General features: G+C 65.3%; 24 protein-coding genes. 19 read left to right on the forward strand and 5 right to left on the reverse strand.

Going from position 1 to position 26,486, the window contains the following annotated elements:
- Positions 1-199 precede the first annotated feature (199 nt).
- Together JOF47_RS04735 and JOF47_RS04740 are read left to right on the forward strand one after the other, a co-directional pair.
- Positions 200-1,909 carry a hypothetical protein gene (locus JOF47_RS04735; RefSeq protein WP_209996281.1) on the forward strand — a complete coding sequence of 570 codons (1,710 nt, stop codon included), beginning with the start codon at positions 200-202 and terminating at the stop codon, positions 1,907-1,909.
- A gap of 126 nt (positions 1,910-2,035) precedes the next feature.
- A complete protein-coding gene (locus JOF47_RS04740; RefSeq protein ID WP_245356252.1) occupies positions 2,036-2,959 on the forward strand; it encodes a tetratricopeptide repeat protein in 924 nt (307 codons plus the stop codon).
- 96 nt (positions 2,960-3,055) lie between these two features.
- Here JOF47_RS04740 and JOF47_RS04745 read toward each other — a convergent pair whose 3' ends face one another.
- Together JOF47_RS04745 and JOF47_RS04750 are read right to left on the reverse strand one after the other, a co-directional pair.
- Positions 3,056-3,724 carry a hypothetical protein gene (locus tag JOF47_RS04745; protein ID WP_245356253.1) on the reverse strand — a complete coding sequence of 223 codons (669 nt, stop codon included), beginning with the start codon at positions 3,722-3,724 and terminating at the stop codon, positions 3,056-3,058.
- Positions 3,721-6,327, reverse strand: a complete 2,607-nt coding sequence (locus JOF47_RS04750; RefSeq protein WP_209996282.1) for an AMP-binding protein — start codon at positions 6,325-6,327, stop codon at positions 3,721-3,723. Before JOF47_RS04750 ends, JOF47_RS04745 begins: the two co-directional genes overlap by 4 nt.
- Positions 6,328-6,474: 147 nt before the next feature.
- On the opposite strand from JOF47_RS04750, the gene JOF47_RS04755 reads away from it, so the two are divergent.
- From JOF47_RS04755 to JOF47_RS04775, 5 genes are all read left to right on the forward strand, one after another.
- Positions 6,475-7,254 (forward strand): ABC transporter ATP-binding protein, encoded by a 780-nt coding sequence (locus JOF47_RS04755; RefSeq protein WP_209996283.1) that lies wholly within the window; start codon positions 6,475-6,477, stop codon positions 7,252-7,254.
- The gene (locus tag JOF47_RS04760; protein ID WP_209996284.1) at positions 7,236-8,804 is read left to right on the forward strand and encodes a transporter; all 1,569 of its coding nucleotides are present in this window, start codon (positions 7,236-7,238) and stop codon (positions 8,802-8,804) included. The genes JOF47_RS04755 and JOF47_RS04760 overlap by 19 nt, the downstream gene beginning before the upstream one ends.
- Before the next feature lie 73 nt (positions 8,805-8,877).
- Positions 8,878-9,174, forward strand: a complete 297-nt coding sequence (locus tag JOF47_RS04765; RefSeq protein WP_209996285.1) for a DUF3039 domain-containing protein — start codon at positions 8,878-8,880, stop codon at positions 9,172-9,174.
- An 81-nt stretch (positions 9,175-9,255) separates the two neighbouring features.
- Positions 9,256-11,052, forward strand: coding sequence for a DEAD/DEAH box helicase (locus JOF47_RS04770; RefSeq protein ID WP_209996286.1), 1,797 nt, complete (start codon positions 9,256-9,258; stop codon positions 11,050-11,052).
- A gap of 458 nt (positions 11,053-11,510) precedes the next feature.
- Positions 11,511-12,377 (forward strand): GIY-YIG nuclease family protein, encoded by an 867-nt coding sequence (locus JOF47_RS04775; RefSeq protein ID WP_245356254.1) that lies wholly within the window; start codon positions 11,511-11,513, stop codon positions 12,375-12,377.
- Between the two features lie 20 nt (positions 12,378-12,397).
- Here the strand turns inward: JOF47_RS04775 and JOF47_RS04780 are convergent, their stop codons facing one another.
- Together JOF47_RS04780 and JOF47_RS04785 are read right to left on the reverse strand one after the other, a co-directional pair.
- Positions 12,398-13,048, reverse strand: a complete 651-nt coding sequence (locus JOF47_RS04780) for an isochorismatase family protein (RefSeq protein WP_245356255.1) — start codon at positions 13,046-13,048, stop codon at positions 12,398-12,400.
- 55 nt (positions 13,049-13,103) lie between these two features.
- On the reverse strand, positions 13,104-14,411 hold the full coding sequence (locus tag JOF47_RS04785) for a nicotinate phosphoribosyltransferase (RefSeq protein ID WP_209996287.1): 1,308 nt from the start codon (positions 14,409-14,411) through the stop codon (positions 13,104-13,106).
- Positions 14,412-14,638: 227 nt separating this feature from the next.
- Between JOF47_RS04785 and clpS the strand changes: the two genes are divergently transcribed.
- The 12 genes from clpS (at position 14,639) to JOF47_RS04845 (ending at position 24,208) form a co-directional block, all read left to right on the forward strand.
- On the forward strand, positions 14,639-14,935 hold the full coding sequence (gene clpS, locus JOF47_RS04790) for an ATP-dependent Clp protease adapter ClpS (RefSeq protein ID WP_210001408.1): 297 nt from the start codon (positions 14,639-14,641) through the stop codon (positions 14,933-14,935).
- Between the two features lie 2 nt (positions 14,936-14,937).
- Complete coding sequence (locus JOF47_RS04795; RefSeq protein WP_209996290.1) at positions 14,938-15,507, forward strand: DUF2017 domain-containing protein; 570 nt, start codon at positions 14,938-14,940, stop codon at positions 15,505-15,507.
- Positions 15,508-15,572: 65 nt separating this feature from the next.
- A complete protein-coding gene (gene murI, locus JOF47_RS04800; protein ID WP_209996291.1) occupies positions 15,573-16,502 on the forward strand; it encodes a glutamate racemase in 930 nt (309 codons plus the stop codon).
- Positions 16,499-17,404 carry an MBL fold metallo-hydrolase gene (locus tag JOF47_RS04805; protein ID WP_209996292.1) on the forward strand — a complete coding sequence of 302 codons (906 nt, stop codon included), beginning with the start codon at positions 16,499-16,501 and terminating at the stop codon, positions 17,402-17,404. Before murI ends, JOF47_RS04805 begins: the two co-directional genes overlap by 4 nt.
- A 146-nt stretch (positions 17,405-17,550) precedes the next feature.
- Positions 17,551-18,306, forward strand: a complete 756-nt coding sequence (gene rph, locus JOF47_RS04810) for a ribonuclease PH (protein ID WP_245356256.1) — start codon at positions 17,551-17,553, stop codon at positions 18,304-18,306.
- Positions 18,303-18,938, forward strand: coding sequence for an RdgB/HAM1 family non-canonical purine NTP pyrophosphatase (gene rdgB / locus JOF47_RS04815; RefSeq protein ID WP_209996293.1), 636 nt, complete (start codon positions 18,303-18,305; stop codon positions 18,936-18,938). The genes rph and rdgB overlap by 4 nt, the downstream gene beginning before the upstream one ends.
- 154 nt (positions 18,939-19,092) lie before the next feature.
- Positions 19,093-19,449, forward strand: a complete 357-nt coding sequence (locus JOF47_RS04820) for a cupin domain-containing protein (RefSeq protein ID WP_209996294.1) — start codon at positions 19,093-19,095, stop codon at positions 19,447-19,449.
- 646 nt (positions 19,450-20,095) lie between these two features.
- Entirely contained in the window at positions 20,096-20,803 is a 708-nt protein-coding gene (locus JOF47_RS04825) for a DedA family protein (RefSeq protein WP_209996295.1), read from the forward strand.
- Positions 20,804-21,030: 227 nt separating this feature from the next.
- Entirely contained in the window at positions 21,031-21,423 is a 393-nt protein-coding gene (locus JOF47_RS04830) for a GntR family transcriptional regulator (RefSeq protein WP_209996296.1), read from the forward strand.
- The gene (locus tag JOF47_RS04835; RefSeq protein ID WP_209996297.1) at positions 21,420-22,343 is read left to right on the forward strand and encodes an ABC transporter ATP-binding protein; all 924 of its coding nucleotides are present in this window, start codon (positions 21,420-21,422) and stop codon (positions 22,341-22,343) included. The genes JOF47_RS04830 and JOF47_RS04835 overlap by 4 nt, the downstream gene beginning before the upstream one ends.
- A gap of 23 nt (positions 22,344-22,366) precedes the next feature.
- Positions 22,367-23,035 (forward strand): hypothetical protein, encoded by a 669-nt coding sequence (locus JOF47_RS04840; RefSeq protein ID WP_245356257.1) that lies wholly within the window; start codon positions 22,367-22,369, stop codon positions 23,033-23,035.
- A 174-nt stretch (positions 23,036-23,209) separates the two neighbouring features.
- The gene (locus JOF47_RS04845; RefSeq protein ID WP_209996300.1) at positions 23,210-24,208 is read left to right on the forward strand and encodes a 3'-5' exonuclease; all 999 of its coding nucleotides are present in this window, start codon (positions 23,210-23,212) and stop codon (positions 24,206-24,208) included.
- Here the strand turns inward: JOF47_RS04845 and JOF47_RS04850 are convergent.
- The gene (locus JOF47_RS04850) at positions 24,205-26,349 is read right to left on the reverse strand and encodes a bifunctional lysylphosphatidylglycerol flippase/synthetase MprF (RefSeq protein WP_209996301.1); all 2,145 of its coding nucleotides are present in this window, start codon (positions 26,347-26,349) and stop codon (positions 24,205-24,207) included. The two genes, JOF47_RS04845 and JOF47_RS04850, sit on opposite strands and share 4 nt — an antisense overlap.
- Positions 26,350-26,486 lie beyond the last annotated feature (137 nt).

Consider the following 26,486-nt stretch of genomic DNA (forward strand, 5'->3'; position numbering starts at 1 on the left):
TTTGCCAGAGGCATTGGGCGGTGGCGTGTAGGGGCATCGAACCGGCTGGGTCCGGCGTCGAATACTGTGGTGGTTCTGGTTACATCTTGGAACACTTGGTGGTGCCCACTCGTTAGACTTGGGGTGTGCCACCATTTCGAATTATTTTCGGTTGGCGCACTGAGGCCGATTCTCGACCCCCGTTCCGTTAGGTGTAATTGTGCGAAAGATCTTTTCAGCGATCGCGATCATTCTTGGGCTGGTAGCCCTGGTAGTGGGCATCGGTCAGCGTACCATCTGGGCTCCGCCCGAGACGCTGACCGCTTCCTTCTCCCAGCCTCCGGCCGCAGCCCCAGTGACTCTCATCCAGTCCGACGTGGGCAAGGTTTCCGGGCAGCCGGCGGTGATCACCATCAACGGCGAAGGCAAATTCAGCGCATCGATGGTGCGTAGCTCCGACGCCGAGGCATGGGTGGGCAAGGCTGCGCACACCAACGTCACGGGCGTCAACGCCGCCGACCAAGTGCTTGAAGCGAGCGCCGTGACTGGCGAGGAAAGCGTGCCGGATCCCGTCGGGGGCGACATCTTCGAAGCCACCGAAACGGCCGACAAAACCCTGACATACCACTGGACGAACCCCGACGACGGTTCCTGGACTCTGCTTGTGGCCGCAGACGGCAAGGCCGCTGCTCCGACCGATATCACCGTCACCTGGCCCGGCGACACGGCGACCCCGCTGTCGATGCCACTGATCATCATCGGTGCGCTCCTGATTGCCGGCGGCCTGGCCGGGATGGTTTTCCGCCCCAAGCCGCGTGGCGGTTCCGGCGGCGGACGCCGTGCGGCAAGCCGTGAAGCCGAAGCTGCAACCGGGACGCTTCCGCAGGTTGAGGAACCCCAGGACCCCAAGGGCTCCTCGGCCACGCAGAAGGTTGTGGCAACCCTTGGCGTCCTCGCCCTGGTTGTGCTGCCCTCAACCCCGGCACTGGCCAGTGCTGCCCCGAGCCCCAAGGAGAGCGCGAACAAGGAGCAGGAGGTCTACCCCGTGGTGATGCAGGCCCAGCTCGAGCGGATCCTTGAAGCCATCTCGACATCCGTTGCAACCGCCGACAAGTCCAAGGACGCCAAGGACCTCGACGAACGCACCGCGGGTGCACTGAAGATCCTGCGCGCCGAAAACTACGGACTCCGCAACGACGGGGTGAAGCTTGATCCCCTGCCGGCGGTCAACACCTCTGTCATCCGGTCGGCGGCCGTGCCGACCCAGAGTGCCTCCACGTTCCCGCGTTCCATCATGGTTGTCACGGCCAAGGACTCCGAGGCTTCGACGATCCCCATGGCGATGACCCTGACGCAGGCCGGACCCCGCGAGGACTACAAGCTCGTATTTGCAACGCCAATGCTCCCGGGTTCGACCTTCCCGGGCATTGCCGTGGGCGACCCGGCGGTGCAGATGGCAACCAGCGATGCCGAGGGCCTGACCATGACCCCGCAGGAGGCGTTGACCCGCCTGGCAAGCGTCATGGATGACGAGAAGTCCAAGTTTGCCGACGACTTCTCCAAGAGCGCCTTCCTGACTCTCAACGCCAAGGGCCAGGCCGACCTGGTGAAGGCCAACAAGGACGCGAAGATCGCGTTCAAGCGCACGGTCAACGACAAGCAGACCACCGTTCTGGCCGTTCCCGGCGGCGGTGCACTGGTCTCCGGCCACATCACGTCCGAGACCACTGCCAGGCCCAAGGAAACCGGCGGAACCATCGGGCTGGATTCGACAACGGCAAAGATCACCGGGGCCAAGGAAACCAAGAAGGGCATTTCCATCACCTACGGCGAGCCGATGTTGCTGTTCATCCCGGCCGCGGATTCCAAGGAGAAGGTGAGCGTCGTTGCTGCCGAAGTCGTCACCAGGCGTGCCAGCCTGCTGAAGTAACCACGGCGGGCCCGTTCGGGCCTGTCTGGCCAGGGCGAAGTGGATCGAAAGAAAATTTCGGTCCACTTCGCCTTTCTTGTCGGCGCAGGTTTTCCCAGCGGGCGTGCAGCGGCCTAAAGTAGAGGCATGACCTCCAGCATGCCTGAACCCACTGCACCATCGTCGCGCGGCGCCATTGATCTGGCGGCCCTGAAAAAGGTTCACCCGGAGCGGATCGATGCTCCGGAGAACAACGCCCCCAGCTGGGTGCGCACGATCAACCAGGAACTCTTCCCGGAAATCGTTGCCATTTCCCAGCAGGTTCCGGTGATCGTGTCCCTCGGCAGCCCGCGCTCTCCCGCCTCGGTCCAGCTCGACGGGCTGCTGGCCTCGGTGGTCAACGCCAAGAACGGCTCCGTCGTCATGGCCACCGTGGATGCCGAAACCGAATCGACGATCGCCCAGGCGTTCCAGGTCACCCAGGTTCCCTCGGTCATCGCGCTGATCAACGGGCAGCCCGTTCCGATGTTCCAGGGCAGCGCCGAGGTCTCCCAGATCCAGTCGCTGCTCGACGAATTGCTGTCGTTGGGCATCCAGCACGGTGTCTCGGGAACCGTTGCGCCCTTCAGCACCGGGGCGGCGCCCGCAGAGGCGCCGCTGCCGCCGCTGCACCAGGCGGCCCTTGACGCCATCGAGGCGGGGGACTTCCAGGCAGCCGAGATCGCGTACAAGCACGCCCTGAACGACAAGCCCAATGACACCGACGCCGCCATCGGCCTGAACCAGGTGCGCCTGCTCATGCGCACCCAGGACCAGGACCTGGCCGCGGTCCGCGCCGCGGGCGCCGCGAACCCCGACGACCTGGAGGCCCAGCTGGCCGTGGCCGACATGGACGTCGTGGGCGGCCACGTCGAGGACGCCTTTGGCCGGCTGGTGAATTTCATCGGCCGCAACTTCGGCGACGAGCGCGAGGTTGCCCGGGCTCGCCTGGTCGAGCTGTACTCGATCGTGGGCGTCCACGACGAGCGCGTCGTGGCATCGCGCCAGAAGCTTGCACGCGTGCTCTTCTAGCAGGACCCGGCGGTCGGATCCGCCAAGGCAAGCGAATGGGGAGGCCGGTCTTGGACCGGCCTCCCCATTTTGCGTGTTTTCAGCTTCCGGACCTTCTCAGTTTCCGGTCCAGCGCCGCAGCGTGCTGTTGAGCAGGCCGATGAGCACCGCTGTCCACCAGCAGGCCTGGGACACGGTGAGGGCGACCATCAGCCGGGCGCGCAGGCCGCGGGCGACCTCGCCGAACCGGGTGGTGCTGGGCATGGCCAGCAGCCAGTGCATGAGCGGCGCGATGGCCAGGCCATTGAGCATCAGCACCAGCACGCACACCAGCTTCACGCGGGTGGGAATGCTGCCCAGGTCCGGGTTGATGAACGCGCCGGAGGCCAGCAGCATGGCCAGCCCTCCCCAGATCAACGGCTTGGCGGCCGACTCAAGCCGTCCGGGTTCGTGGATCTCGCGCTTGCCCATGAGCCAGAGCAGGCCGATCCAGTCGATCACCAGGATGGTGCCGAACGAGATGACCAGCGCCAGGATGTGCACGGCCAGCCCGATGCGGTGCACCTCCTGGGCGGTGTCCATGTTGTGGCCGACCAGCACCGACGCCGACCAGCCCGCCATGCAAAGGCCGGCGAGCGCCGCGCGCCGGGCCTGTGCTTTCCCGGAAGCCCGCAAGGCACGGGATGCACGGGCCTTGCGGGAAGGGGCCGGCTCGGGGCTGGTCACTTCCCCGACAGGGAGCACGGGCTGCTCGGCGGCAGGCGCCTGTGCCAGGGAATCGATCATGGTTGTTCCTTCGGGATGCTCTCTGTGCTGCGGCCGGACCGCCGGTTTGCGAGGAAGCATTCGGCCAGGTTCATGGCCCGGGTGGCGAGGGTGCCGTAGACGATGCCGACAACCAGCGAGACCGCGACGGCCAGGGCCGGGTACTTCTTGTCGAACAGCGGGAAGACCAGCCAATGGGAAACGTAGATGTACAGCGAGGCGCCGGCCAGCACCGATACCGCGCGGTGCAGGAAACGCGGGACGGGGATGGTGGCGATCCAGATGACCATCAGCATGCCGACCATGATGGTGGCGTTGCGCAGGTCGTTGTCGAACAGCCCGGGAACGGAGAGCAGCGTCACCGCCGAGACGGCCGCGCGCTGCCACGCCGTGCGGGAGGCCGCGGCGGCCCAGCCCAGGGCAAAGAGCCACAGCATCGGGCCCTGCCACGGCATCCGGAGGACAATCACATCGAAGCGCAGCAGCAGATCGAGCCCGACAAGCGCCATCGGGAACGCCCAGGGCCACCTGCGCAAGGCCCTGTCGGCGGCGGGGACGGCCAGCAGCACGGCAAGCCCCAGCAGGATGTAGACAAGGGCCTCCACGAACCAGAAATGCTCGTTGGTGCCGAATTTCGGTGTTCCCAGCAGCGAGTTCAGCAGGAGTATGTTGGTCCAGTTGTACTTCTCTGTCACCATCAAGCCCAGCGCGACGATCGACACGGTGGGAACCACGATCCGCACCACGGCGCGCAGCTGCCGGCGCAACCGTTCGGGCCGCGTGCCCGCCAGCATGAAGCGCGCAAAGTTGTAGCCGGCAAGTCCCATGAGCACATGTGCGGTGCCCTGCCATTCAAACAGGTCGATGTGCGAGGAGATGATGAAGACGATTGCTACGGCGCGCAGCACGATCCCGGTGTCCATCGGCGGCACCAGCGACCGCAGCGCGCGAAGGGCCTTGTTGCCGGTTTCTTCCCGGCGCGGCGCCCCGGCAAGTGCTTCCAGCTCCGCCACCGGCATCAGGTGCCATCCGGGCGGCAGGGTGCCCATCAACTGCTCGAGGCGGACGGAGGCCGCGACGTAGGACAGTGAATCCCCGCCCAGGGACACGAAGGTGTCGGTGCCGGCGATGTCCCCGCGCTCCAGCGCGTCGGCGATCGCCAAGCGGACGGTGTCCTGCCGCGTGGCCGCCGACGGCAACGAGTCCGGGCAGGAGGGCGAGCCGGGGGAGGACGTGTCGGCTGAGGCGGGCGTGCCGCCCATGGCCAGCACCGCGGGGTAGTCCGGTTTGCCGTTGGCCAGCCGGGGGAGTTCCTCCACCGGGTGCAGCGCCACGGCCCCGCGCGGCAGCCCCAGCTCCCGGGCCAGGATCCCGGCAAGCATCGGCAGGTCGTGGCCGCCTTCGACCGCCGCAACGATGCGCTCGTCGGTGCCGGCGACCGACGCCGCAACTCCCAGGGCGGTGAGCTTGCGCTCCACCTGTCCCAGGTCCACGCGCAGCCCGACGATCTTCACGAAGCGGCTGCGCCGGCCGGTGATTTCATACAGGCCCTCGGGGGTGCGCCGCGCCAGGTCGCCGGTGTGCAGCCTCTCCACCGTGCGTCCGGCGGCCAGGTCCCCGGGGGATTCGGCGTAGCCGAGCATGACGTTGGGGCCGGTGTAGACAAGTTCCGAGGCGTCAAGCCCGGGAACCGGTTCAAGGTGGAATTCGCCGCCCGGGATGGGGACGCCGATTGACGCGGGGTGGGTCTCGGCGAGGTCCGGCGGCAGGTAGGCCATGCGCGCCGTGGCCTCTGTCTGCCCGTACATGACAAACAGGTCCCAGCCGCGGCCCTGGCCCAGCTGCGCGTAGGAGCGCACCTTCTCCGGGGCAAGGCGCCCGCCCGCCTGGGTGATCTGGCGCAGGGCCGGCAGTTCCATCTCGGCGAACCCGACCCGTTCCAGCAAGTCGAAGGTGTAGGGGACGGCGGCGAAGGATGTCACCTTCCGCGCGTGCATGAGCTCCCAGAAGCACGGGTCGACCACGGAGGCATCGGTCAACGCGATCGCGGCACCCACGGCCAGGTGGCTGTTGACCACCGACATTCCGTAGCAATAGGACAGCGGCAGCGTCGTGGCCGCCACGTCGCCGGGGCGCAGGCCGAGGTATTCGGCGATTGCCTGCGCGTTGGCCTGGATCCCGGTGGCGGAGAGGCGGACCAGCTTGGGGGAGCCGGTGGAGCCCGAGGTGCTCAGCAGCAGTGCAAGTTCGGGGTGCAGCCGGTGGCCGGTGCCCTCACGCCGCTCCTGCACCCGGGATTCCCGCCCCGCCGAGGTGATGACCACGTCCGGGTCGTAGGCTTCGATGAGCGCGGCCGCGGCATCGCCCCCGCCCGCGGGCAGGATCAGCAGCGGGTGTCCGGCGGTGAGTGCTGCAAGATAGGCAACCAGGGATGGCAGGGTGTTCCCGGCCTCGAGCGCGACGAGCCGCCGCACCGGCCCCAGGGAGCGTGCGGTCGACTCCACGCGGTCGGCAAGCTCGGCATAGCTCAGCGAGCCGCGGTCATGGTGGATCGCGGTCCGGTTCCCGAAGCGCGCCAATTCGGCGGCGAAGACGACTGCGGCCAGGGCTGGTTGTATGCTCATCGCCCGACAATTTATTAGGCATGGCTAACCTAACGCAAATGGATTAGCTCCCGCGAGCATACCGTTAGTTGCGGAAGCCCGGGTTGACCTCTGGATTAGTCCGTTCGGATGACTACTTTGGTTCCGTCACACTGGTACTTTTTAGCCATGAGCAACTCTTACCTGGATCCCGGCACGGCGGCCCTGTCGATTCGTACGCTGGGCAAGCGATTTGGCGAAAAAGTAGCGGTGAACGGCATTTCCCTCGATGTGCCCACCGGATCATTCTTTGGCCTGGTGGGGCCCAACGGCGCGGGCAAGACCACCGCGCTGTCCATGGCCACCGGGCTCATGCGCCCCGACACGGGCCAGGTGTGGATCCACGGGATCGACGTCTGGGCCGAACCCGCGAAGGCAAAGGCCTCTTTGGGCGTGCTTGCCGACGGCGTGCGCCTCTTTGACAGGCTCTCGGGCCGCCAGCTTGTCACCTACTCGGGACTGCTACGCGGCATGGACCGGGCAACGGTCGATACGCGCACCGACGACTTGCTGCGCGTGCTGGATTTGGCCGATGCGGGAAGCAAGCTGGTTGTCGACTACTCGGCCGGCATGACCAAGAAGATCGCGCTGGCCACGGCGCTGATCCACTCCCCGCGCGTGCTGGTGCTCGATGAGCCGTTCGAGGCCGTCGACCCGGTCTCGGCGGCAAACATCCGCGACATCCTCAGCGACTACGTTGCCCACGGCGGCACCGTCATCGTTTCCTCCCACGTGATGGACCTGGTCCAGCGCATGTGCAGCCACGTCGCGGTGATCGCGGACGGCAACCTGTTGTCCGCGGGATCCGTGGACGAGGTTCGCGGCGAAATGTCCCTGGAAGACCGCTTTGTCGACCTTGTCGGCGGGCGCGGATCGAATGAGGGGCTCTCGTGGTTGCACACCTCCTGACCCTCAAACTCCAGCTGCTGCGCAACTCATTCAGGCGCAGCCCCTGGCAGCTGGTCGGTGTCATCATCGGCGGGCTCTACGGCCTGGGCATCATCGCCATGCTCATCGTCGGGCTGGTGTTCCTGGCGGACATGGAACCGAGCGACATCGCCATGTACCTGGTGCTGGCCGTTTCGCTCATCACCCTGGGCTGGGCCGTCATCCCGCTGGTCGCCTTCGGCGTGGACCTGACCCTTGACCCGGCGCGTTTCACGACCTTCACGATTTCCCGGCCGAAGCTCGCCGCCGGGCTGCTGCTTTCCGGGTTCATCGGCATCCCGGGCCTGCTCACCCTGCTGCTCATGGGCTCGCAGTTCCTGGCCTGGCGCTTTGACGCGGCGGCGTTGGCGGCCGCGGTGGTCTGCGGCGTCCTGGCGGCACTCATGTGCCTGGCCCTGGCCCGGCTGACCACCACTTCCATGACCCGCTTGACCGGATCCAGGCGCTTCCGCGACGTTGCCGGCATCATCGCCATCGTCCCGCTGATCCTGCTGGGCCCGATCATCGGAACCGTTTCCGGCGGATTCGAATCGGCGCTCGGCTGGCTACCGCAGGTCGCCGAGGTGTTGGCTTGGACGCCGCTGGGCGTCTTTGCCGCCGTCCCGGGAGACCTGGCCTCCGGGACGCCGCTGCCGGGCCTGCTGCGCTTCCTGCTGGGGCTGGCCTACCTTGGCCTGGTGGTGTGGGCGTGGGAGCGTTCCCTGCACAAGGCCATGGAGACGCCGGTCGCCCCGGCCGCCAGCGGCAAGGCCGTGGGCATGGGTCTCTTCAACTTCTTCCCAGCCACTCCCACCGGGGCGGTGGCTGCCCGCGCACTGACCTACTGGCTCAAGGACCCGCGCTATGCGGCGAGCATCGTGATTGTCCCGCTGCTGCCCGTGATCCTCTGGTTCGCTTCCTCGAACTCGGGAACCGGAACGATCATGCTGGGGCTCGGCCCGTTCCTGGCCATCCTGTTGGCGTTTTCGATCTCGGCCGATGTCTCCTACGACTCGACGGCGTTTTCCCTCCACGTGCTCACGGGTGTCAGCGGCGTGGCCGACCGTGCCGGGCGGGTGATTGCTTGCGGTTTGTTTGCGCTGCCCGTGACGCTGCTGGCGGCGATCCTGCCCGCGGTCTTCCTGGGGCGCACGGAACTGCTGCCTGCCTTGATCGGGCTCTCCCTGGGGGCGCTGCTTTCCGGATTGGGCGTTGCCTCGGTCTCCTCGGCCCGATTCACCTATTCGGTGCCGTTGCCGGGGGAGAGCCCCTTCAAGACCCCTCCCGGTGCCGGGGCTCGCATGGCGGTGGTGCAGCTTTGCACCTTCGGCATCATGTTCGTGCTGCTGGTTCCCGCACTGGGCTTCACCGTCGCGCAGGTCGTCACCGGGCAGGCGCTCTACGGCTGGCTGGCGCTGCCCGTGGGCATCGTCCTTGGTGTGGTGCTGCTCATTGTCGGCATCCGGCTGGGCGGCCGCTGGCTGGAAAACCGCATGCCGGAACTGATGCAGGCGGTCATGGTCAACAAATAGGCATCCGGTGGTGCGACTTACCGCACCACCGGATTCACCCTGTTTCGGTGTCCGGGTTGTTAGACTGGTGGACATGAGCATGCCCCTAGATCCGTTCAAAGACGACCCGCGTACGACTTCCGGCGGCGGTGCCACGACCATCGAGCGCACCGAAGTTGCCCAGGAAGTGGAGGCCGGCGACCACGAGCGCTTTGCCCACTACGTGCGCAAGGAAAAGATCATGGAGTCCGCCTTCTCCGGCGACCCGGTGATTGCCCTGTGCGGCAAGGTCTGGGTTCCGGGCCGCGACCCGAACAAGTTCCCGGTCTGCCCGGAATGCAAGGAAATCTACGAGTCCCTCTCCGGCGGCGGAGACAAGGGCAAGAAGTAACACCCACACCAATCAAGTCCCTGGCCAACCCGTGCGCTTTTGCGCGGGCGATGGTTCCTTAGCGCCACGGAGGGTGTGTGCATGACAGATACGTTGTTCTCCCTTGGAGACAAACTGCCCATGGAGGATCGTCTTCCTCCGGCTTATCCCGAACGAGCCGCCTGGGGCACGGGCCCCAAGCTGCGTGCCTGGCAGGCCGAGGCACTCGATAAGTACTTCACCACCCAGCCGCAGGACTTCCTGGCCGTGGCAACCCCCGGTGCAGGCAAGACGACCTTTGCACTGCGACTTGCCAAGGTGCTGGTGGACGCAAAGACCGTCAACCGCATCATCGTCGTCGCCCCCACCGACCACCTCAAGAAGCAGTGGGCGGATGCCGCGGGCCGCGTGGGCCTGTCCATCGACCCGAACTTCAAGAACGCGGACGGCCGCCACGGCGACGGCTACATCGGCGTGGTTCTCACCTATGCCCAGGTGGCCTCCAAGCCGCTGCTGCACCGCGCCAAGACCGAGGCCGCGCGCACCCTGGTGATCCTCGACGAGATCCACCACGGCGGCGACGCGCTTTCCTGGGGCGACGGCATCCGCGAGGCCTTCGAGCCGGCCACCCGACGCCTGGCCCTGACCGGAACCCCCTTCCGCTCCGACACCGCGGCGATCCCGTTTGTCGACTACGTGGAAGGGCCCGACGGCATCCGCCGTTCCAAGGCCGACTACACCTACGGCTACGGCAACGCGCTGAAGGACCACGTGGTCCGCCCGGTGCTGTTCATGGCCTACTCCGGTTCCATGCGCTGGAAGACCAGCGCCGGCGAGGAAATGGAAGCCCAGCTCGGCGAGGGCTTCACCAAGGACATCACCGCGCACGCCTGGCGCACCGCGCTGGACCCGGCCGGCGAATGGATCCCCTCGGTGCTCGCCGCCGCGGACAAGCGGCTGACCCAGGTCCGCCGCACCGTGCCCGACGCCGGCGGCCTGGTCATCGCCACCGACCACGAGGACGCCCGCGCCTACTCCGCACAGCTGGAGAAGATCACCGGCGAAAAGGTCACCACGATCCTGTCCGACGACGCCGGCGCCTCGAAGAAGATCGACGAGTTCTCCGCCGGCGACAGCCGCTGGATGGTCGCCGTGCGCATGGTGTCCGAAGGCGTCGACGTGCCGCGCCTGTGCGTGGGCGTGTATGCGACGTCGACCTCCACCCCGCTCTTCTTCGCCCAGGCCATCGGCCGCTACGTGCGAAGCCGGAAGCGCGGCGAGGTCGCCAGCGTGTTCCTGCCCTCCGTGCCGATCCTCATGGCCCTGGCCAACGAGATGGAAGCAGAGCGCGACCACGCGTTGGACCGCCCCGAAAAGCACGTCGATGACCCGGACTACAACCCCGAGGATGCCCTCGTTGCCGAGGCCAACCGCGAGGAAAAGGCCAGCGACGAGCTGAACAAGCAGAAGTTCGAGGCCCTGCATTCCAACGCGTCCTTCGACCGTGTGCTCTTCGACGGCGGCGAGTTCGGCACCGGCGGCGCGGTGGGCTCCGAGGAGGAACAGGACTTCCTGGGCATTCCCGGACTCCTGGACGCCGAGCAGGTGGGCGTGCTTCTGCGCCAGCGCCAGGCCGAACAGGTCACCCGGCGCAAGGTGCGCAAGAGCCACGAGGAAGCCGCGGCGGCACCGGTCATCGACCACCGCGCGCTCATGGACATGCGTTCCCAGCTGTCGAAGAACGTTTCGGCCTGGAGCGCACGCACCGGAACCCCGCACGGGGTCATCCACACCAAGCTGCGCGAGGTCTGCGGCGGCCCGGCCGTTGCCCAGGCCAACGCCGAGCAGCTGCAAACGCGCCTGAACAAGCTGCAGGGCTGGTTCATCGGCAAGAAGTAGATCAAGTAAGAAGGTGGTGCAAGGCGGCTCTCCGAGGGAGTCGCCTTGCACCACTTCTTTCTCCAGCCACGGATCCAGCTGGCCTCGTGCGCAATCCGTCGGAGTTTGCGCGCCCGGGCGAGGAAACGAACAGTTCCTGATCTCGGATTCACCGACCGTGGAAGCCACCGATGTCGGCGCCGGGAACCCGGGCAGCAGCCAGCCGCAAACCGGAGCCCGACAGCGCTAAAGTTGGTCACCTGGCAACTTTGGCGGCCCACAAGCTACTGGTTGGCCTGCATGAGCACTTTGGCGTGGCTCGTGGGTGCCAAGTTATCGACGGGCAGGTTTTCGACGAGGTCGAACGCTGGGCATTCAAGGTCGGCGACCATCAGCACAACGCATCAGCCGGCGTCCTGAACACAGGGGCGCCCACTTGTTATGGGAACGCATTGAGAGCAATAGCCAGGAACCAGCGAATGGATACCAACATCAGCCAGGCCCAACCAACAAAGTCCTTCGAAGGGCACCTCACGCTTGGCAACATCCTCGACACCACTGGAGTCGAGCCCAGCAACATTCTGCTCCTGCGGCACACCTACACGGCCACGGGCCTGACCGGGCCCGCGGACCTGACGCCGGAGAAGATCCTTGAATACGTGCGTTGGCAGGGGCGGACGAACAAGGTGGGCAAGAAACCGCCATTCATCTGGCTGAACTTCATCGCGGCCGGCGGCCGGCGATCGAGATTCCTCGGCGCCTACGAGAACCACGGCGAAGTCATGGAGGACCGCACGGAGGTTCGTCGCAGCTTTGACCTCCGGCCATCGTCGATCCTTGCCGCGTTTCAAAACCGGTTGGTCGTCGAATGGTCCAACGACCCGGTCAACTGGGCGAAACGAGCCGAGCAGGGTACCGGCTTCGAGGTAAAAGAGATCGCTGACGCCCAGGCCGAAGCTTTCCCCGGTTTCGACAACCTCCTCCTCTCGTTCAGCGAGCTGCAGGCGGTCATTGAGGACTCCCGCTACGAATCCTGGCGAGAAGTGCTCAAATCCGTTCAAGGCGTCTACCTGATTGCGGACACCAGCACCGGACAGCTGTATGTGGGAAAGGCCGACGGGGCAGAGCGCATCCTGGGGCGCTGGAGCTCCTATGCGAAGACCGGCCACGGCGGCAACGTCGCGCTGCGCGAACTGGATGCCCTGGACATGTCGCATCGGAAGCACTTCCAGTTCAGCATCCTGAGGGTGTTCAGCCCCGGCACCTCGACGGCAGAAGTCGATGGTGCCGAGGCGCACTACAAACGTGCGTTTCTCACCAGGCAGTTCGGGTTGAACCGAAACTGACCGCGGCGCGGGCGCGGTTGTTAGCCCAGGCTCAGCACCGTGACGCCCGCGGCGCGCAGTTCCGCGAAGACGGCCGCGTTGTTTGCGGGATTCACCGATGCCGTGAGCGGGGTAATCACCGTCGTATTGAAGCCCAGTTTCCGGGCATCAAGGGCCGTGGCACGCACGCAGTGGTCGGCGGCGATGCCCACCACGTCCACGGCGGTGATGCCCTGATCGCGCAGCCAGTCGCCCAGCAGCGGTCCGGACTCGTCGTCGTCCCCGGCACCGGCGAGGGCAAGGCGCCCCTCGAACCCTGAGTAGGCCGCGGCGAAGCGCCCTTTGCGGAATGCCGCATCGACCAGGTGCACGGCCGGGGCCAGGTTCGGGTGAAGGGCCGCGCCATCGCTGCCCGCGACGCAGTGCACGGGCCAGGCCTCAACGAAGTCGGGTGTTTCGGAGAAGTGGCTTCCCGGATCGATGTGCCAATCCTGCGTGGCAACCACCACGGAGTAGCTCGCACGCCGCGCCAGCAGGTCCTCCGCGATGGCGGTCGCCACCACGGAGCCGCCGGCAACGGCGAGCGAACCGCCCTCGCAGAAGTCGTTCTGCACATCCACGATGACCAGCGCGCGTGCCGCGGGGTGCGGTGCCGCGGGGGACCCCGCCTGGTTCATTGGTTCGCTGCTCATGGTTGCTTTCCTTTCGGTGTGCGCACAACGCCGCCGGCGGGCACCGGCCCGGGGGTCAGTCGATGTAAACGGTCGGGATGACCGGCTCGCCGCGCTGCAGGCGCCGCGAGCTGCCGGGCATCTCCAAGATGGAGTCCTTGTGCCGCTTGGCCGCCCGGCGCACGCCCTCCGCGCCGGTCCAGCCGGCCTGGATTTCGCCGTTGACGACGAATTGTTCAAGCAGCACGCGATCGTTCGCGTCCGCCGCGGGAAGCTCGCCGACGCCGATAAGTTCCTCGGTGGCGCGCCCGCGCTCGTTGAGCCGGCGCAGCGCGAACTTGCGGCCGCCGACCGAGGCCTTGTTCTTTGCGGCCTTGGCCACCGAGACGAATTCCCCGGCGTCGTTGTGGCGGGCCACCAGCTTGTAGACCATCGAGGCGGTGGGGTGCCCCGAACCCGTGACAAGCGAGGTGCCCACGCCGTAGGCGTCAACGGGGGCGGACTGCAGCGCGGCGATTGCGTACTCGTCCAGGTCGGAGGTGACAAGGATGCGGGTGTTCTCGTTGCCCAGGTCATCGAGCAGGTCGCGGACCCAGCGGGCCTGCTCCACCAGGTCGCCCGAGTCAAGGCGCACGGCGCCGAGCTCCGGGCCGGCGACCTCAACCGCGGCCCGCACGCCGGCCTCCACGTCGTAGGTGTCGACCAGCAGCGTGGTGCCGGCGCCCATGGAGGCGACCTGGGCCTTGAAGGCGGCGCGTTCGGAATCGTGAAGCAGCGTGAAGGAGTGGGCTGCGGTGCCGACGGTCTTCAACCCGTAGCGGTGGCCGGCCTCCAGGTTGGAGGTCGAGTCGAACCCGGCGATGATCGCGGCGCGTGCGGCGGCAACCGCCGATTCCTCGTGGGTGCGCCGTGATCCCATTTCGATGCACGGGCGGGTGCCGGAGGAAGCGATCATGCGCGAGGCCGCGGAGGCGATCGCCGAGTCGTGGTTCAGCGCCGACAGGATGAAGGTCTCCAGCACGCAGGCCTCGGCAAATGTCGATTCGACGATCAGCACGGGGGAGTTGGGGAAGTAGATTTCCCCTTCGGCGTAGCCGTAGATGTTTCCGCTGAAGGAGAAGTTGCGCAAGTAGTCGAGGGTCGTCTCGTCGACCACCCGGGTTTCGGCAAGGAAGGCCAGCTGTTCCTCGCCGAAACGGAACTCCTTGAGCCCCTCCAGGATGCGCCCCGTTCCAGCGACCACGCCGTAGCGCCGGCCCTCCGGCAGGCGGCGGGCGAAGGCCTCGAACACGCTGGGCCGGTGTGCGGCGCCGGAGTGCAGGGAGGCCTGCAGCATGGTGAGCTCATAATGGTCGGTGAACAGGGAGGTTGGCTGCTGCCACATGCGGTTGGCTCCTCGCAATGGGGAAGTGGTGGTGCTGCCGCTCAGGCAAATCCCACGGGCTCGTGTTGCCGGAGGTCAGACGCATGTGAGCTGGTCAGGAGCGTGCTGCGCCGCCGGTATCTTAGTAGATACTCTAGACCTGCCAGCCGGTTTCCGCCCCTTGGCGGTTGCCGGGTACGGCGGTTCGCGCGGACCGCGCGCGGTCGTAGAATGGGAGCATGCCATTCATGACTGCGATGCCCGATGTGCTTGAGCACGTAGAGCAGGTTCAAGCGCTGCAAGCCGACCAACCCTATGTCCTGATCGTCTGGAACGACCCGGTCAACCTGATGAGCTACGTCAGCTACGTCTTCCGCTCCTACTTCGGCTATTCCGAGGCCAAGGCCGACGAGCTGATGATGCAGGTGCACCAGCAGGGCCGCAGCGTGGTTTCCACCGGCACCCGCGAGAAGATCGAGGCCGATGTCGCGGCAATGCACGGCTTCGGCCTGTGGGCGACCCTCTCCAAGGCGGACGCCGCATAACCATGGCACGAGCGTTCAAGAACACCATGCGTGGGTACTCCGCATCCCTGGAGAGTGCCGAGCGAAAGCTGTTGCGCGGGCTCTTCGAAGACGTCATCCAGCTGCTCGAACCCGAACGCGAGGCGGACGAGGACCCGTTGTGGGCGATGGTGGGTCTTGACCCCAACGCCCACAAGGACCACTTCGCGGCCCCCACGGACCGGGCCACCAAGCGCCTGCTTCCCGATGCGGACCCGAACGACCCGATCGCGGCCCTGGAGTTCCGGCGCCTGAGCGAACGCGGCATCCGGGAACGCAAGATCGGTGCGCTGCGCGAGGCCGCGCTGCTCATGGAGTCATCCACCCTCCTGCTCAACGAGGAGACTGCCCCGCGCTTTGCTGCGGCAATCAACGACGTGCGCCTGGTGCTGGCCGAGCGGCTGGGCCTGGAATCCGAGGAGGACGCCGAGCGCATCCACGCCCAGGACGACTGGTCCAAGGCCGAAACCGTCGACGAGTACCTCGCCCTTGTCTACAATTTCGTCACCTGGCTGCAGGAATCCCTCATGCAGGCCATGCTGAAATCATTGTGAGCTGGGCTACAGTGTGGCGTGCTTGCTAGTTGTTAGGCGCGCCCACCTAGTAGTCTTCGTAGACCATGACAAGTGCGTCCACCAGCGAAACGTTCCCACTCGACAGGCCCCGGGCCAGCGCCCCGCTCGGCATCTTTGATTCCGGCGTCGGCGGCCTGACCGTTTCGCGTGCCATCATCGACCAGCTTCCCGGCGAATCCACCATGTACGTGGGGGACACCGCGAACTCGCCCTACGGGCCGCTTCCCATCGCCGAGGTCCGCGCCAACGCGCTCGGCGTCATGGACGAACTCGTCGATGCGGGGGTCAAGCTGCTGGTCATCGCCTGCAACTCCGCCTCCGCCGCCGTTCTGCGCGATGCCCGCGAACGCTACACGGCCCGCTACGGCATCCCCGTGGTCGAGGTCATCCAGCCCGCGGTGCGCCGCGCCGTCTCCGCCACCCGCAACGGCAGGATCGGCGTCATCGGCACCCTGGCCACCGTCGGATCGCGTGCCTACGAGGACGCATTTGCCGCGGCCCCGCACCTTTCGATCACCTCTGCGGCCTGCCCGCGCTTCGTCGAGTTCGTCGAGAACGGCATCACCACCGGTGCCGAGCTCATGGAAACCGCCGAGGAGTACCTGGCCCCGCTGAAGGCCGCCGGCGTCGACACCCTGGTGCTCGGCTGCACCCACTACCCGCTGCTCACCGGCGTGATCTCCTACGTCATGGGCGAGGACGTCACCCTGGTCTCCAGCGCCGAGGAAACGGCCAAGGACGTCTACCGCGCGCTGATGCGCCACGAATTGGCCCGCAACGAGACCGCGGCCCCCACACACCAGTTCCTGGCCACCGGGAACGCGGCAAGTTTTGAGGTTTTGGCCCGGCGTTTCCTGGGCCCCGAAGTCTTGGCGGTTGAACAGGTCGACCACGTCGCCGCCCACTATCCGACCGGCTCCATTGCCATGATCACTCCGGCAATGGTCGCCCTTTCGAAAGCGAGTGTGTCATGAAGCTGACGATCATAGGCTGTACCGGGTCATTCCCCGGTCCGGGATCGCCCGCCTCCTGTTATCTTGTCAGTGCGTTCGACGGTGAACGCCAGTGGAAGATTCTTCTGGACCTGGGCTCCGGGGCGCTTGGCGTGCTCCAGCGCTACACGGACATCAAGGACCTGGACGCGATCTTCATCTCGCACCTGCACCCCGACCACTGCATGGACCTGTGCGGCATGCACGTTGCCATCCGCTGGGATCCGGCCGGCTGGGGCCGTGATCGCATGCTCGTGCACGGCCCCGCGGCGACGGCGGACCGCATGGCCACGGCCTACGGCCTTCCGCTGGAAGAGGGCATGCACCCGGACTTCGACTTCCAGAACTGGAAGGCCCATGAGCCGGTGAAGATCGGCCCGTTCTCCATCACGCCGTACCCGGTGTTGCACCCCATCGAGGAGTCCTACGCGCTGCGTGTTGAGGCCACCGAGCCGATGGCGGACGGCACCATGCGCACCTCCGTGCTGACCTACTCCGGCGACACCGATTCCTGCCCGGGCCTGATCGAGGCCGCCCAGGGCGCGGACATGTTCCTCTGCGAGGCAGCCTTCCAGGAAGGCCGCGACGATTCCATCAAGGGCGTGCACCTGACCGGCCGCCGCGCCGGCCAGGCCGCGACGGAGGCCGGGGTCGAGCGCCTGCTGCTGACCCACGTCCCCGTCTGGACCGACATCAACACCGTGGTCAAAGAGGCCAAGGAGGTCTATTCCGGCGGCATTGCTGTGGCGGTCTCCGGTGTCACCTACGGCGTCTGGTCCGGTTCCCAGCTGGGCACCCCCAAGGCGCTGCCGACCGCACCGGTCTCGATCGTGCGATCGGCGCCCACCCGCGAGTGGCAGGGCATCGACCCCAGCAAGAAGTAGGGCCGCGCCGTTGCTTGGCGCGAAGGCGCATCCGGTCCCGCCGTATGTCGGTGGAACCGGGTACGCCTTTGCCGTCCCGCGGCCACGCCGGCTCCGAGGGGCACCGGGGTGCGGTCCCGTTGGATGTGCGCACTAGACTTGAAGCCATGACTTCAGCATCGACTTCCGCAGCAGTGCGCGCCGACGGGCGCGCGGTAGACCAACTCCGCGAGATCACCATCACCCGTGGCTGGTCCAAGCAGGCCGAGGGCTCGGCCCTCATCGAATTCGGCAACACCAAGGTGCTGTGCACCGCCTCCTTCACCGCCGGCGTGCCGCGCTGGCTCAAGGGGGAAGGCACCGGCTGGGTCACCGCCGAGTACGCGATGCTGCCGCGCGCCACCAACACCCGCAACGGCCGCGAATCGGTCAAGGGCAAGATCGGCGGCCGCACCCACGAGATCTCCCGCCTGATCGGCCGCTCGCTGCGAGCCGTCATCGACACCAAGGCACTGGGCGAGAACACCATCGTCCTCGACTGCGACGTGCTGCAGGCCGACGGCGGCACCCGCACCGCCGCGATCACCGGCGCCTACGTGGCGCTGGCCGAGGCCATCGAGTGGGCCAAGGCCAACAACCTGGTCAAGAAGAACGCCACGGTCCTCACCGACTCGGTCTCCGCGATCTCCGTGGGCATCATCGCGGGCACCCCGATGCTTGACCTTCCCTACGTCGAGGACGTCGACGCCGAGACCGACATGAACGTCGTGGTCACCGGTGGCGGCGACTTCGTGGAGGTGCAGGGCACCGCCGAGGGCGTACCGTTCAAGCGCGCCGAACTGGACGCGCTGCTGGACCTGGCGCTGGTCGGCACCACCGAGCTGGCCCGCATCCAGCGCGAAACCCTGGGCGAAAACGCATGAGCGTAAGCCCGCGGTTGGTGCTTGCCACCCACAACAAGGGCAAGCTGCGCGAATTGCGCGAGCTGCTGCGCGGCCAGGTTCCCGGGCTCGACGTCGACACCCAGGTGGTTGACGCCTCCGCGGTCGGCGCACCCGACGTGGTCGAGGACGAGGTGACCTTCCAAGGCAATGCGCTGCTCAAGGCCCGCGCCGTCACCGCCGCCACCGGCCTGATTGCCATTGCCGACGATTCCGGATTGTCCGTCGACGTGCTGGGCGGGGCTCCGGGCATCTTCTCGGCGCGCTGGTCCGGCCGCCACGGCGACGACGAGGCAAACATCGACCTGCTGCTGGCCCAGCTTGGCGACGTCAAGGACGAGCATCGCGGTGCCTCGTTCGTGTGCGCCGCCGCGTTGGCAACCCCGGGCGGGTACTTTGCGGTGGAGCTCGGGCATCTGGCCGGCACGCTGCTGCGCGAGCGCCGGGGCAACGGCGGCTTCGGCTACGACCCGATCGTGCAGCCGGATGGCTACGACGTTTCGGTGGCCGAGCTGACCAGCGAGCAAAAGAACGCGATCAGCCATCGCGGGCGCGCATTCCGCGGCCTGCTGCCGCAGATCGTTCGCGCGCTCACCGAAGACCAGTCGCGCTAAACGCAACGAACCCCCAATGCGTTGGCGCCCCGAAAATCCGGGGCGCCAACGCATTTTTTGCTTCCCCGCCCGGTGACCCGCGATCGGATCCTTGACCGGGGCGCGGGACACCGGGTAGACATTGGGCATCGGAGAACGCGGGAATCGGGGCAGCATGAAAAAGTTTTCACTCACGGCCATCGCACGCACGCAGATGCGCACGGCCGCGACGGCTTCCAGCGGGCGCAGTGCCAGCACCGTCTTCGGCGGGCACGAACACACGCTGCGGCAAACCGTCATGGGCCTGGCGGCCGGCACCGAACTCAAGGAGCACATCAACCCGGGCGAAGCCACGGTGATGGTGCTCAGCGGTCGCATCCGGCTGAGCTCGGGGGAGCAGCACTGGGAAGGCCGCACCGGCGACCTGCTGGTCATGCCGTCCGGAACTTCGCAGATCACCGCCCTCGAGGAATCGGCATTGCTGCTCAGCGTCGCCAAGACGGACAGGGGCGTGCCGTCGGCGACCTCCTGAGGCACGCGGCGGGGAACCCATGGCCGGGTGGCAGACTACTTTTTGCCCTTTCGAGACTTTGCCAGGTCCTTCGAGTACCCCCTGCGGGTCAAACACCGCACCTCTCAGTGGCGCATAGGCGTAGTAGGGGCCATCCTTCAACATTTCCCTAAGATCCCGGGCCGACTGCCGTTTGGCTACCACCAGATCGTCGAAGCACTTGGCTGCCGCCGGGTTGGACGCGGTCCCCGGGCCTTGGAAAAACACGGGGTGTTTGAGTAATTTGGCATCGAGATACTCGATGACATGGCCGGAACCGATTTCCGAGGAAACCAGCTTGGCGAGGTGAATGCCTGCTTGGACGAACTCCAGCTCAAGCTCCCTCGAGCGAAATGCGTAGTCGCGGTTGAGCCCGTCGTAGTAGGACTGCTCCCATGCCCGCAGGCCGTCAACAAGTCCCGCGCTCAACCCGGTTTCCGAATAATCGACCGGACCGTCGACCCAGAGCACGGTGTCGGCATAGTCGGGAAACATGCGAATGATTTCCGGGTTCCGGGCGCTTGCTGGCTTCATGTGCTGATCATATGTGTGTCATCCGTGAGGCGTTCGCCACATCACGGCGATCGTCACAGGAAACTTCCGGACAGGTAAGGGACACTATGTAGTGATGACGACTCTGATTGCGCTACAGGCCGCCACCGCCGATTCCTCCGGCGACAGCCTGATCACCCGATTTGCCGACTGGGCCGTGGGCCTGATGGAAATCATCGGCGCCCCCGGCGCCGCGCTGGCCATCGCCATGGAGAACCTGTTCCCTCCGCTGCCCTCCGAGGTGATCCTGCCGCTTGCTGGCTTCACCGCGAGCCGCGGATCGTTCTCGCTCTTCGAGGCGCTTCTGTGGACCACGCTTGGCTCGATTTTCGGTGCCTACGCCCTCTACTGGGTGGGCCGCGCGCTGGGGCGTGAGCGCACCCGCAAGATCTTCGGCTGGCTTCCAATGGTGGACCTGGACGACGTGGACAAGGTCGAGGGCTGGTTTGACCGCAACGGTTCCAAGGCCGTGTTCTTCGGCCGCATGATCCCGATCTTCCGTTCGCTGATTTCGATTCCGGCGGGCATCACCAAGATGAACCAGGGCAAGTTCCTGGGGCTGACGGCGGCCGGTTCGCTGATCTGGAACTCGATCTTCGTGCTTGCAGGCTTCTACCTGGGCGAAAACTGGCACATAGTCGAAACCTACGCCGATGTCTTCCAGAAGATCGTCATCGTTGCCGTTGTCCTGCTAGTTGCCTTGTGGCTGGTGCTCAAGCTTCGCAAGCGCAAGAGCAAGGACCTACCGCTTCAGCCCGAGTACGAGAGCGAAAACGTCGACTAGCGGGCACGCCGTGTAATCGGATTTTTCGGAACCCGGTCGTCGCCGCCCCCTAACGGGGGTGCGCAACGACCGGGTTTTTTGCTGCCCGGAAAACCAACGAGGCCGTGAAATACGTTGTCGTTCGGATCTTGACAGTGGGCGCACCCGAATCTAGGTTAGTTACATGAGTAATGAACCACTGAACCAACCAAGTGGTTGCGAATGGGAATCCTCGGAGGTAGTGCCCCATGGGCGTGTTCGATGATTCCCGGCCGATCTTCCTGCAAATCGCCGAGCTGATCGAAAACGACATCGTTTCGGGAATTATCGGCGAGGAGTCGCAGGTTCCCTCCACCAACGAATTCGCGGCCTACTACCGCATCAATCCAGCCACCGCCGCCAAGGGCGTCAATCTCTTGGTTGAAAGTGGAATCCTGTACAAGAAACGTGGAATTGGCATGTTTGTTTCAACCGGAGCAAGAGACCGATTGCTCGACCTCCGCCGCAAGGATTTTCAGGCACAGTACATCCAGCCGCTGGCCCGGGAAGCACGGAAGCTCGGCATTGGCGGCGAGGAGCTGAGCCTCATGATCAAGCAATCACTGATCGCAGAAACAGCTGAAGGGAGCGGCATCCGATGAACGACCGACCGGTACCCGCCATCGAGGTTCGCAACCTCGTCAAGGCCTACAAGGAACTCAATGCGTTGGACGGCATTTCACTCACGCTCCAGGAAGGCAGGATCCACGGATTGCTGGGGCGCAACGGTGCCGGCAAAACGACCCTGATGTCCATCCTGACCGGACAGGGGTACCCCACCAGCGGCGAAGCGCTGATCTACGGAAGCAGCCCGTTCGAACGCGATGAAACACTCTCTCGGATCTGCTTCATCCGCGAATCCCAGAAGTACCCGGACGACTTCACGCCGAAGCAGGCGTTCATGGCGGCCTCGCTCTTCTTCGGAAACTGGAACCAGGAACTTGCCGACCGCCTGGTGGAAGAGTTCTCCCTGCCGCTGAAGCGCCGGATCAAGAAACTCTCCCGCGGACAGCTTTCGGCAGTTGGCGTCATCATCGGCATGGCGTCCCGGGCCGAAATCACCTTCTTCGATGAGCCGTACCTCGGGCTCGACGCGGTGGCGAGGCAGATCTTCTACGACCGCCTGGTGGAGGATTTCTCGGAATATCCGCGCACGATCGTGTTGTCCTCCCACTTGATCGACGAGATCGCGAACCTGCTTGAACACGTGGTGGTCATCGACAAGGGCAGGATCATGCTCGATGAGGATGCAGAAATGCTGCGGGGATCCGCGGTGGCCGTCACCGGCAACTCGGAGAAGGTCAGCGCGTTCATCGACGGCTACGAGGTGCTGCACCGCGATTCGCTCGGTTCCCTGGCCTCGGTGACCATCAAGGCCAGGCTCACCGGCACCCAGCGGGAGATGGCAGCCGAACTGGGACTCGAACTCTCCCCGGTTCCGCTGCAGCAACTAGTGGTTCGCACCACGCTTGCGGAACAGTCCAAGGAAAACAACGAGGAAAGCCTGGAGGCCCTCAAATGAGCCGCATCGTCAACGTTGCGCGAATGCAACTGATCAACAAGTGGACCTTCCTGGGCATTCCGATGGTGATCCTGCTGGCAAGCACAGCCTTCACATTCGCCATTTGGGCCATTGTGCCCAAGGATGAAAGCACCGGGGTCCTGATCTCAGGATCGGGGCAAGCCGTCATGTGGTATTTCCTGGCGCTCGGGATCCAGTCGTTGACGTTGACGTTCCCGTTCTCCCAGGCCATGAGCGTTTCGCGGAAGAGCTTCTACCTGGGAACCCTGGGCCTGTTCGCGGTGATCGCGCTGGCCTACTCGGTGCTCTACTACGTCCTTGGGCTCATCGAAAAGGCAACCGGCGGGTGGGGCATGAACGGACAGCTCTTTGCGCTGGGATGGATAGCCGAGAACAACGCCGCGGTCCAGATCCTGTTCTACTTCGTTGCCATGGTGCTGCTGTTCATGATCGGATTCTGGTGCGCCACCGTGTACCTGCGCTGGAAAGCCACCGGCATGCTGATTGTGGGCATCGGATTCGCGGTGGTCCTGCTGGCCCTGCTGGCGATGGTGACATTCAACGATTGGTGGGTCCTCCTCGGTGGCTGGCTCGGCTCGTTGACCACCCTTGGGGTAGCCCTGATGCTGGGTGCCGTCTGCGTGCTGCTCGCCGGGGGATCGTACGTGACCCTGCGGAAGGCAACCACCTAGGGTGTTCTCCCGACACTCTTGAAGCCGATGGTTGGCTCCCCGTTGCGACATACGGGGAGCCAACCTTTTGTTGGGCGCGCAGGGGGCGTGAGGCCGGCGAGAACACTGTCATTCCCGCCACATACGATTGTCGCGGTTCCAAGAATGACGGTCATCGGCTGTATCGTTTCACACGTGGCTTTGGACTTTACATCGATCGACTTTGAGACGGCTAACGGATTCCGCGGCTCTGCCTGCAGCGTGGGCCTGAGCAAGGTCCGCAACGGAAAAATCATCGAGGAAGTCTCCTGGCTGATGCGCCCGCCGGCCGGATTCGACCATTTCGATCCGCGCAACACGATGATCCACCACATCACCTCCGAGATGGTTGCCGATGCGCCGCGCTTCGGCGAACTGTTCATCCCCATGGCCAATTTCATTGGCAATGACACCCTCGTGGCACACAACGCGGCCTTCGACCTCGGCGTGATCCGCTCCGCCTTGGAGGTCTCCGAACTCTCCGGCCCCGCCTACGACTACGCGTGCACCGTGAAGATGGCCCGGAAAACCTACGAGCTTTCCTCCTACTCGCTGCCCTTCGTCGCGGAGGAAGCGGGCTCGCCCATGGTGAACCACCACGATGCGCTCGCCGACGCACACGCCTGCGCCGCCATCATGGTAGACATCGCCCACCGCCAAGCGGCGGATTCCGTTGTCGCGGCCGCCGAGAAATTGAAAGTCAAGATGGGCTTCGCCCAGGCGTACGCCCCGGGGGATGAGCTTTCCAAGGCCACTCGAGATGCCCAGGGATGGGCGGCCCGGGGAAACTCCGTGCCGGTCCAGCCCGACTGGGCAGCCTGGCCGCAGGAAGGCAACGATCCCGAGCCGAACCTCGAAGCCGATCCGGCGCACCCGCTGTACGGTGAAACCGTTGTTTTCACCGGCAACCTGAACATCAGCCGGCAGGTGGCCAAGGACCGAGCCGCCGAACGTGGCGCCACCACCGCCAGCCGGGTCACCAAGGCCACCACCGTACTGGTGGTCGGCGACGGGTTTGTTCCCGAGGACCTTGCCAACGGGCGGCTCACCGGAAAGGCCAAGCGCGTGCTGCGCCTCCAGGAAGCCGGCCAGCGCGTGGCCATCCTGGCCGAAGGCGAATTCCTTCAACTCATCGACGGGTTCTCGGCCGCCTAACGCCGCTTTGCGCGCATGTCGCGAAGTGCGCTGAATCCCTCACGGGCAAGCTGGCTCATCGTGGCTTCGGGCAGGAAGGCGCGGGTCAACCCGCCGGCAATGCGCGGAAGATCGCTCTCATCCCGGTAAACCAAATACATGGGCTCGACCCGGGGATTGAACTTGGCCTTGAAAGCGTGCAAGGAACCAAAACCGTAGAGCGGTTCCAGGGCCTTGGAGAGTGACGCGAGCACCTTGTCCACCGGCTCCTGTGCAGCCGTGTGCTGGGTGCGGGCCAATGGTGCCCCCGACAGCGAGGCGAATCCCGCTCCGGAGGCCGAAAAGTGCTTGAGGGATGAACCGATGAGGAACTCCATGATCGATACGAAGCCAAAGTCGCGACGACGCATGAGGTCCAGCGTCCAGCCGGAAACCTCTCCGCCGGGGGCATAGACCGGCAGCCAGCTCAGGAATCCCTGAACCTCACCCTGCGCATTTTCCGCCAGGGCAAGTTTCACCATGGGATCGGCCGCCTCCTCGAGGGTGCCAAGGGTGAACCGGATCTGGGGCAACGATTTGTCGCCGACCCATGCCTTGGAAATCTCTTCGAGCTGGGATCTGACGCTTGCCGGTTCATCTGCCAGCCGGGTGACCCTGAACGAAACATCCTCACGTGCGGCCCTGTTGAGTGCCGTGCGGATGTCCGACCATTTCTTTCCGGCAAACTCCAGCCCGGGCAAATCGATCAGGGTGTCCTCGGCGATTTGCATGGCACGCCAGCAGTCGGGCGGCGTGGCAAGCGGTGCGCTGACGGAAAAGAAGAACGGGCACAGGCCGGCCTTTTCTGCGGCCGAAGAGAAGTGCGTCATTGCACCATCGCGGTCCTCGGGCGGGCCGATGGGCTCGGCCAAGCCGATGGCGCAACCCATGTGTACCTGGTACGTCACCACTGAACCACCGGGGGATCGGTAATGCTGGTTCCCGCGCCAGGTACTCATCCACGAGATGGTCCCGCCGCCGTACCTCCGTAGCTGGGCGAGCACCGCTGCAGGATCCATGCCCCGGTGCCCCACGGCATTTGGCAGGCGCCGGTGCCTGCGTACGCCGAAGGCGCGCCAACACACCACAAGGTAGACAAGCATGAGGGCCCACAACGCCGCGTGCGCCGCGGCAAACGACGCAATCCCCGACCCCTGCTTGAGCTCCGGCCCGAGGGTCACGATGAGCGTCAAACCGAGGATTCCACGCAGCACGTTCAGCACTGCCAGCACGATGGCCGCGACCCAGGCGACGCGTCGACCGGAACGCAACCCGCGAGACAGGACTATGGCAAGCAGCGCGTCGACAATCACGGCGATGCGCCCGCCACCGGCCTGGGTGGGGCCAAAGGGGCCGTTGGTGGGAACAATGATTGTCAGGATTTGGATGGTGACCAGTGACAGAAGGCCTACCCAGGCGATGAACCGCTGTTCGCGCAAGTTGGGCTTTGAAATGGTTCGGAACTTCAGCAGGAGCACCAAGCCGATCGCAGCGGCATGTTCCAGGTCGCTGATTTCCCCGACGAGTGTCACGCTCACCACGGCGAAGCTGATCAGGAGAAACTGCCAACGCAGCTTCCACGGCTGCCTCAGGTAGCAAACCGCCAGGGTGAGGCATGCGAAGATGCCGCCGTTCGGACCTGTGTCCAGGTCGCGGGACAACTCATCGATCCAGCTCGATCCCAGGTTCCTAAAGAGCAGCAATATGACTGCGACGACCGCAAGGGAGGCGAACTGGCCGAGGAAAAATGTCAGGACCGCGGACTTTGTTCCGCGGAACACCTCCAGCCATCCCACGCTGAGCGGGATCAGGATCAGCACAAGAAGGTAGGAGCCCGGTTCGCCGAGCACAAAGGTTCCCGTGATTGCCGTAAGCCAGTCCCCGCTGCTGAAGGCCGGCAATCCGTAGGCCAGGTCCTCGAACCACCTGTTGTTGCCAACTGTCCTGAAAAGCGACCTGGTGATCAGGCCGCTGAGCAAAATGGCGCCCATGAGCGCCACGGTGAAGGGAGCTTTGGAGACCGCACCGTATACAGTGGCCCGCGCATTGTCGACGAACTCGGGCAGGCTACTGCCCTTGGAAACTTCGGCGGGCGGCTTGCCTGGTGAGCCATTCGCGGTCATGTGTTGCCCCTTTGCCCCATGCTTCGCTGAGATGCCGTCCGACAGGTGGTTCTACCTTGATTCCGCACGTGTTGTTGCGTTTCCACGCCACAACGCATTATCACCCGGAAGGGGCCGGGCACTGCATGCCCAGAGGT

The sequence above is a fragment of the Paeniglutamicibacter kerguelensis genome (genome assembly GCF_017876535.1).
GTDB lineage: Bacteria > Actinomycetota > Actinomycetes > Actinomycetales > Micrococcaceae > Paeniglutamicibacter > Paeniglutamicibacter kerguelensis.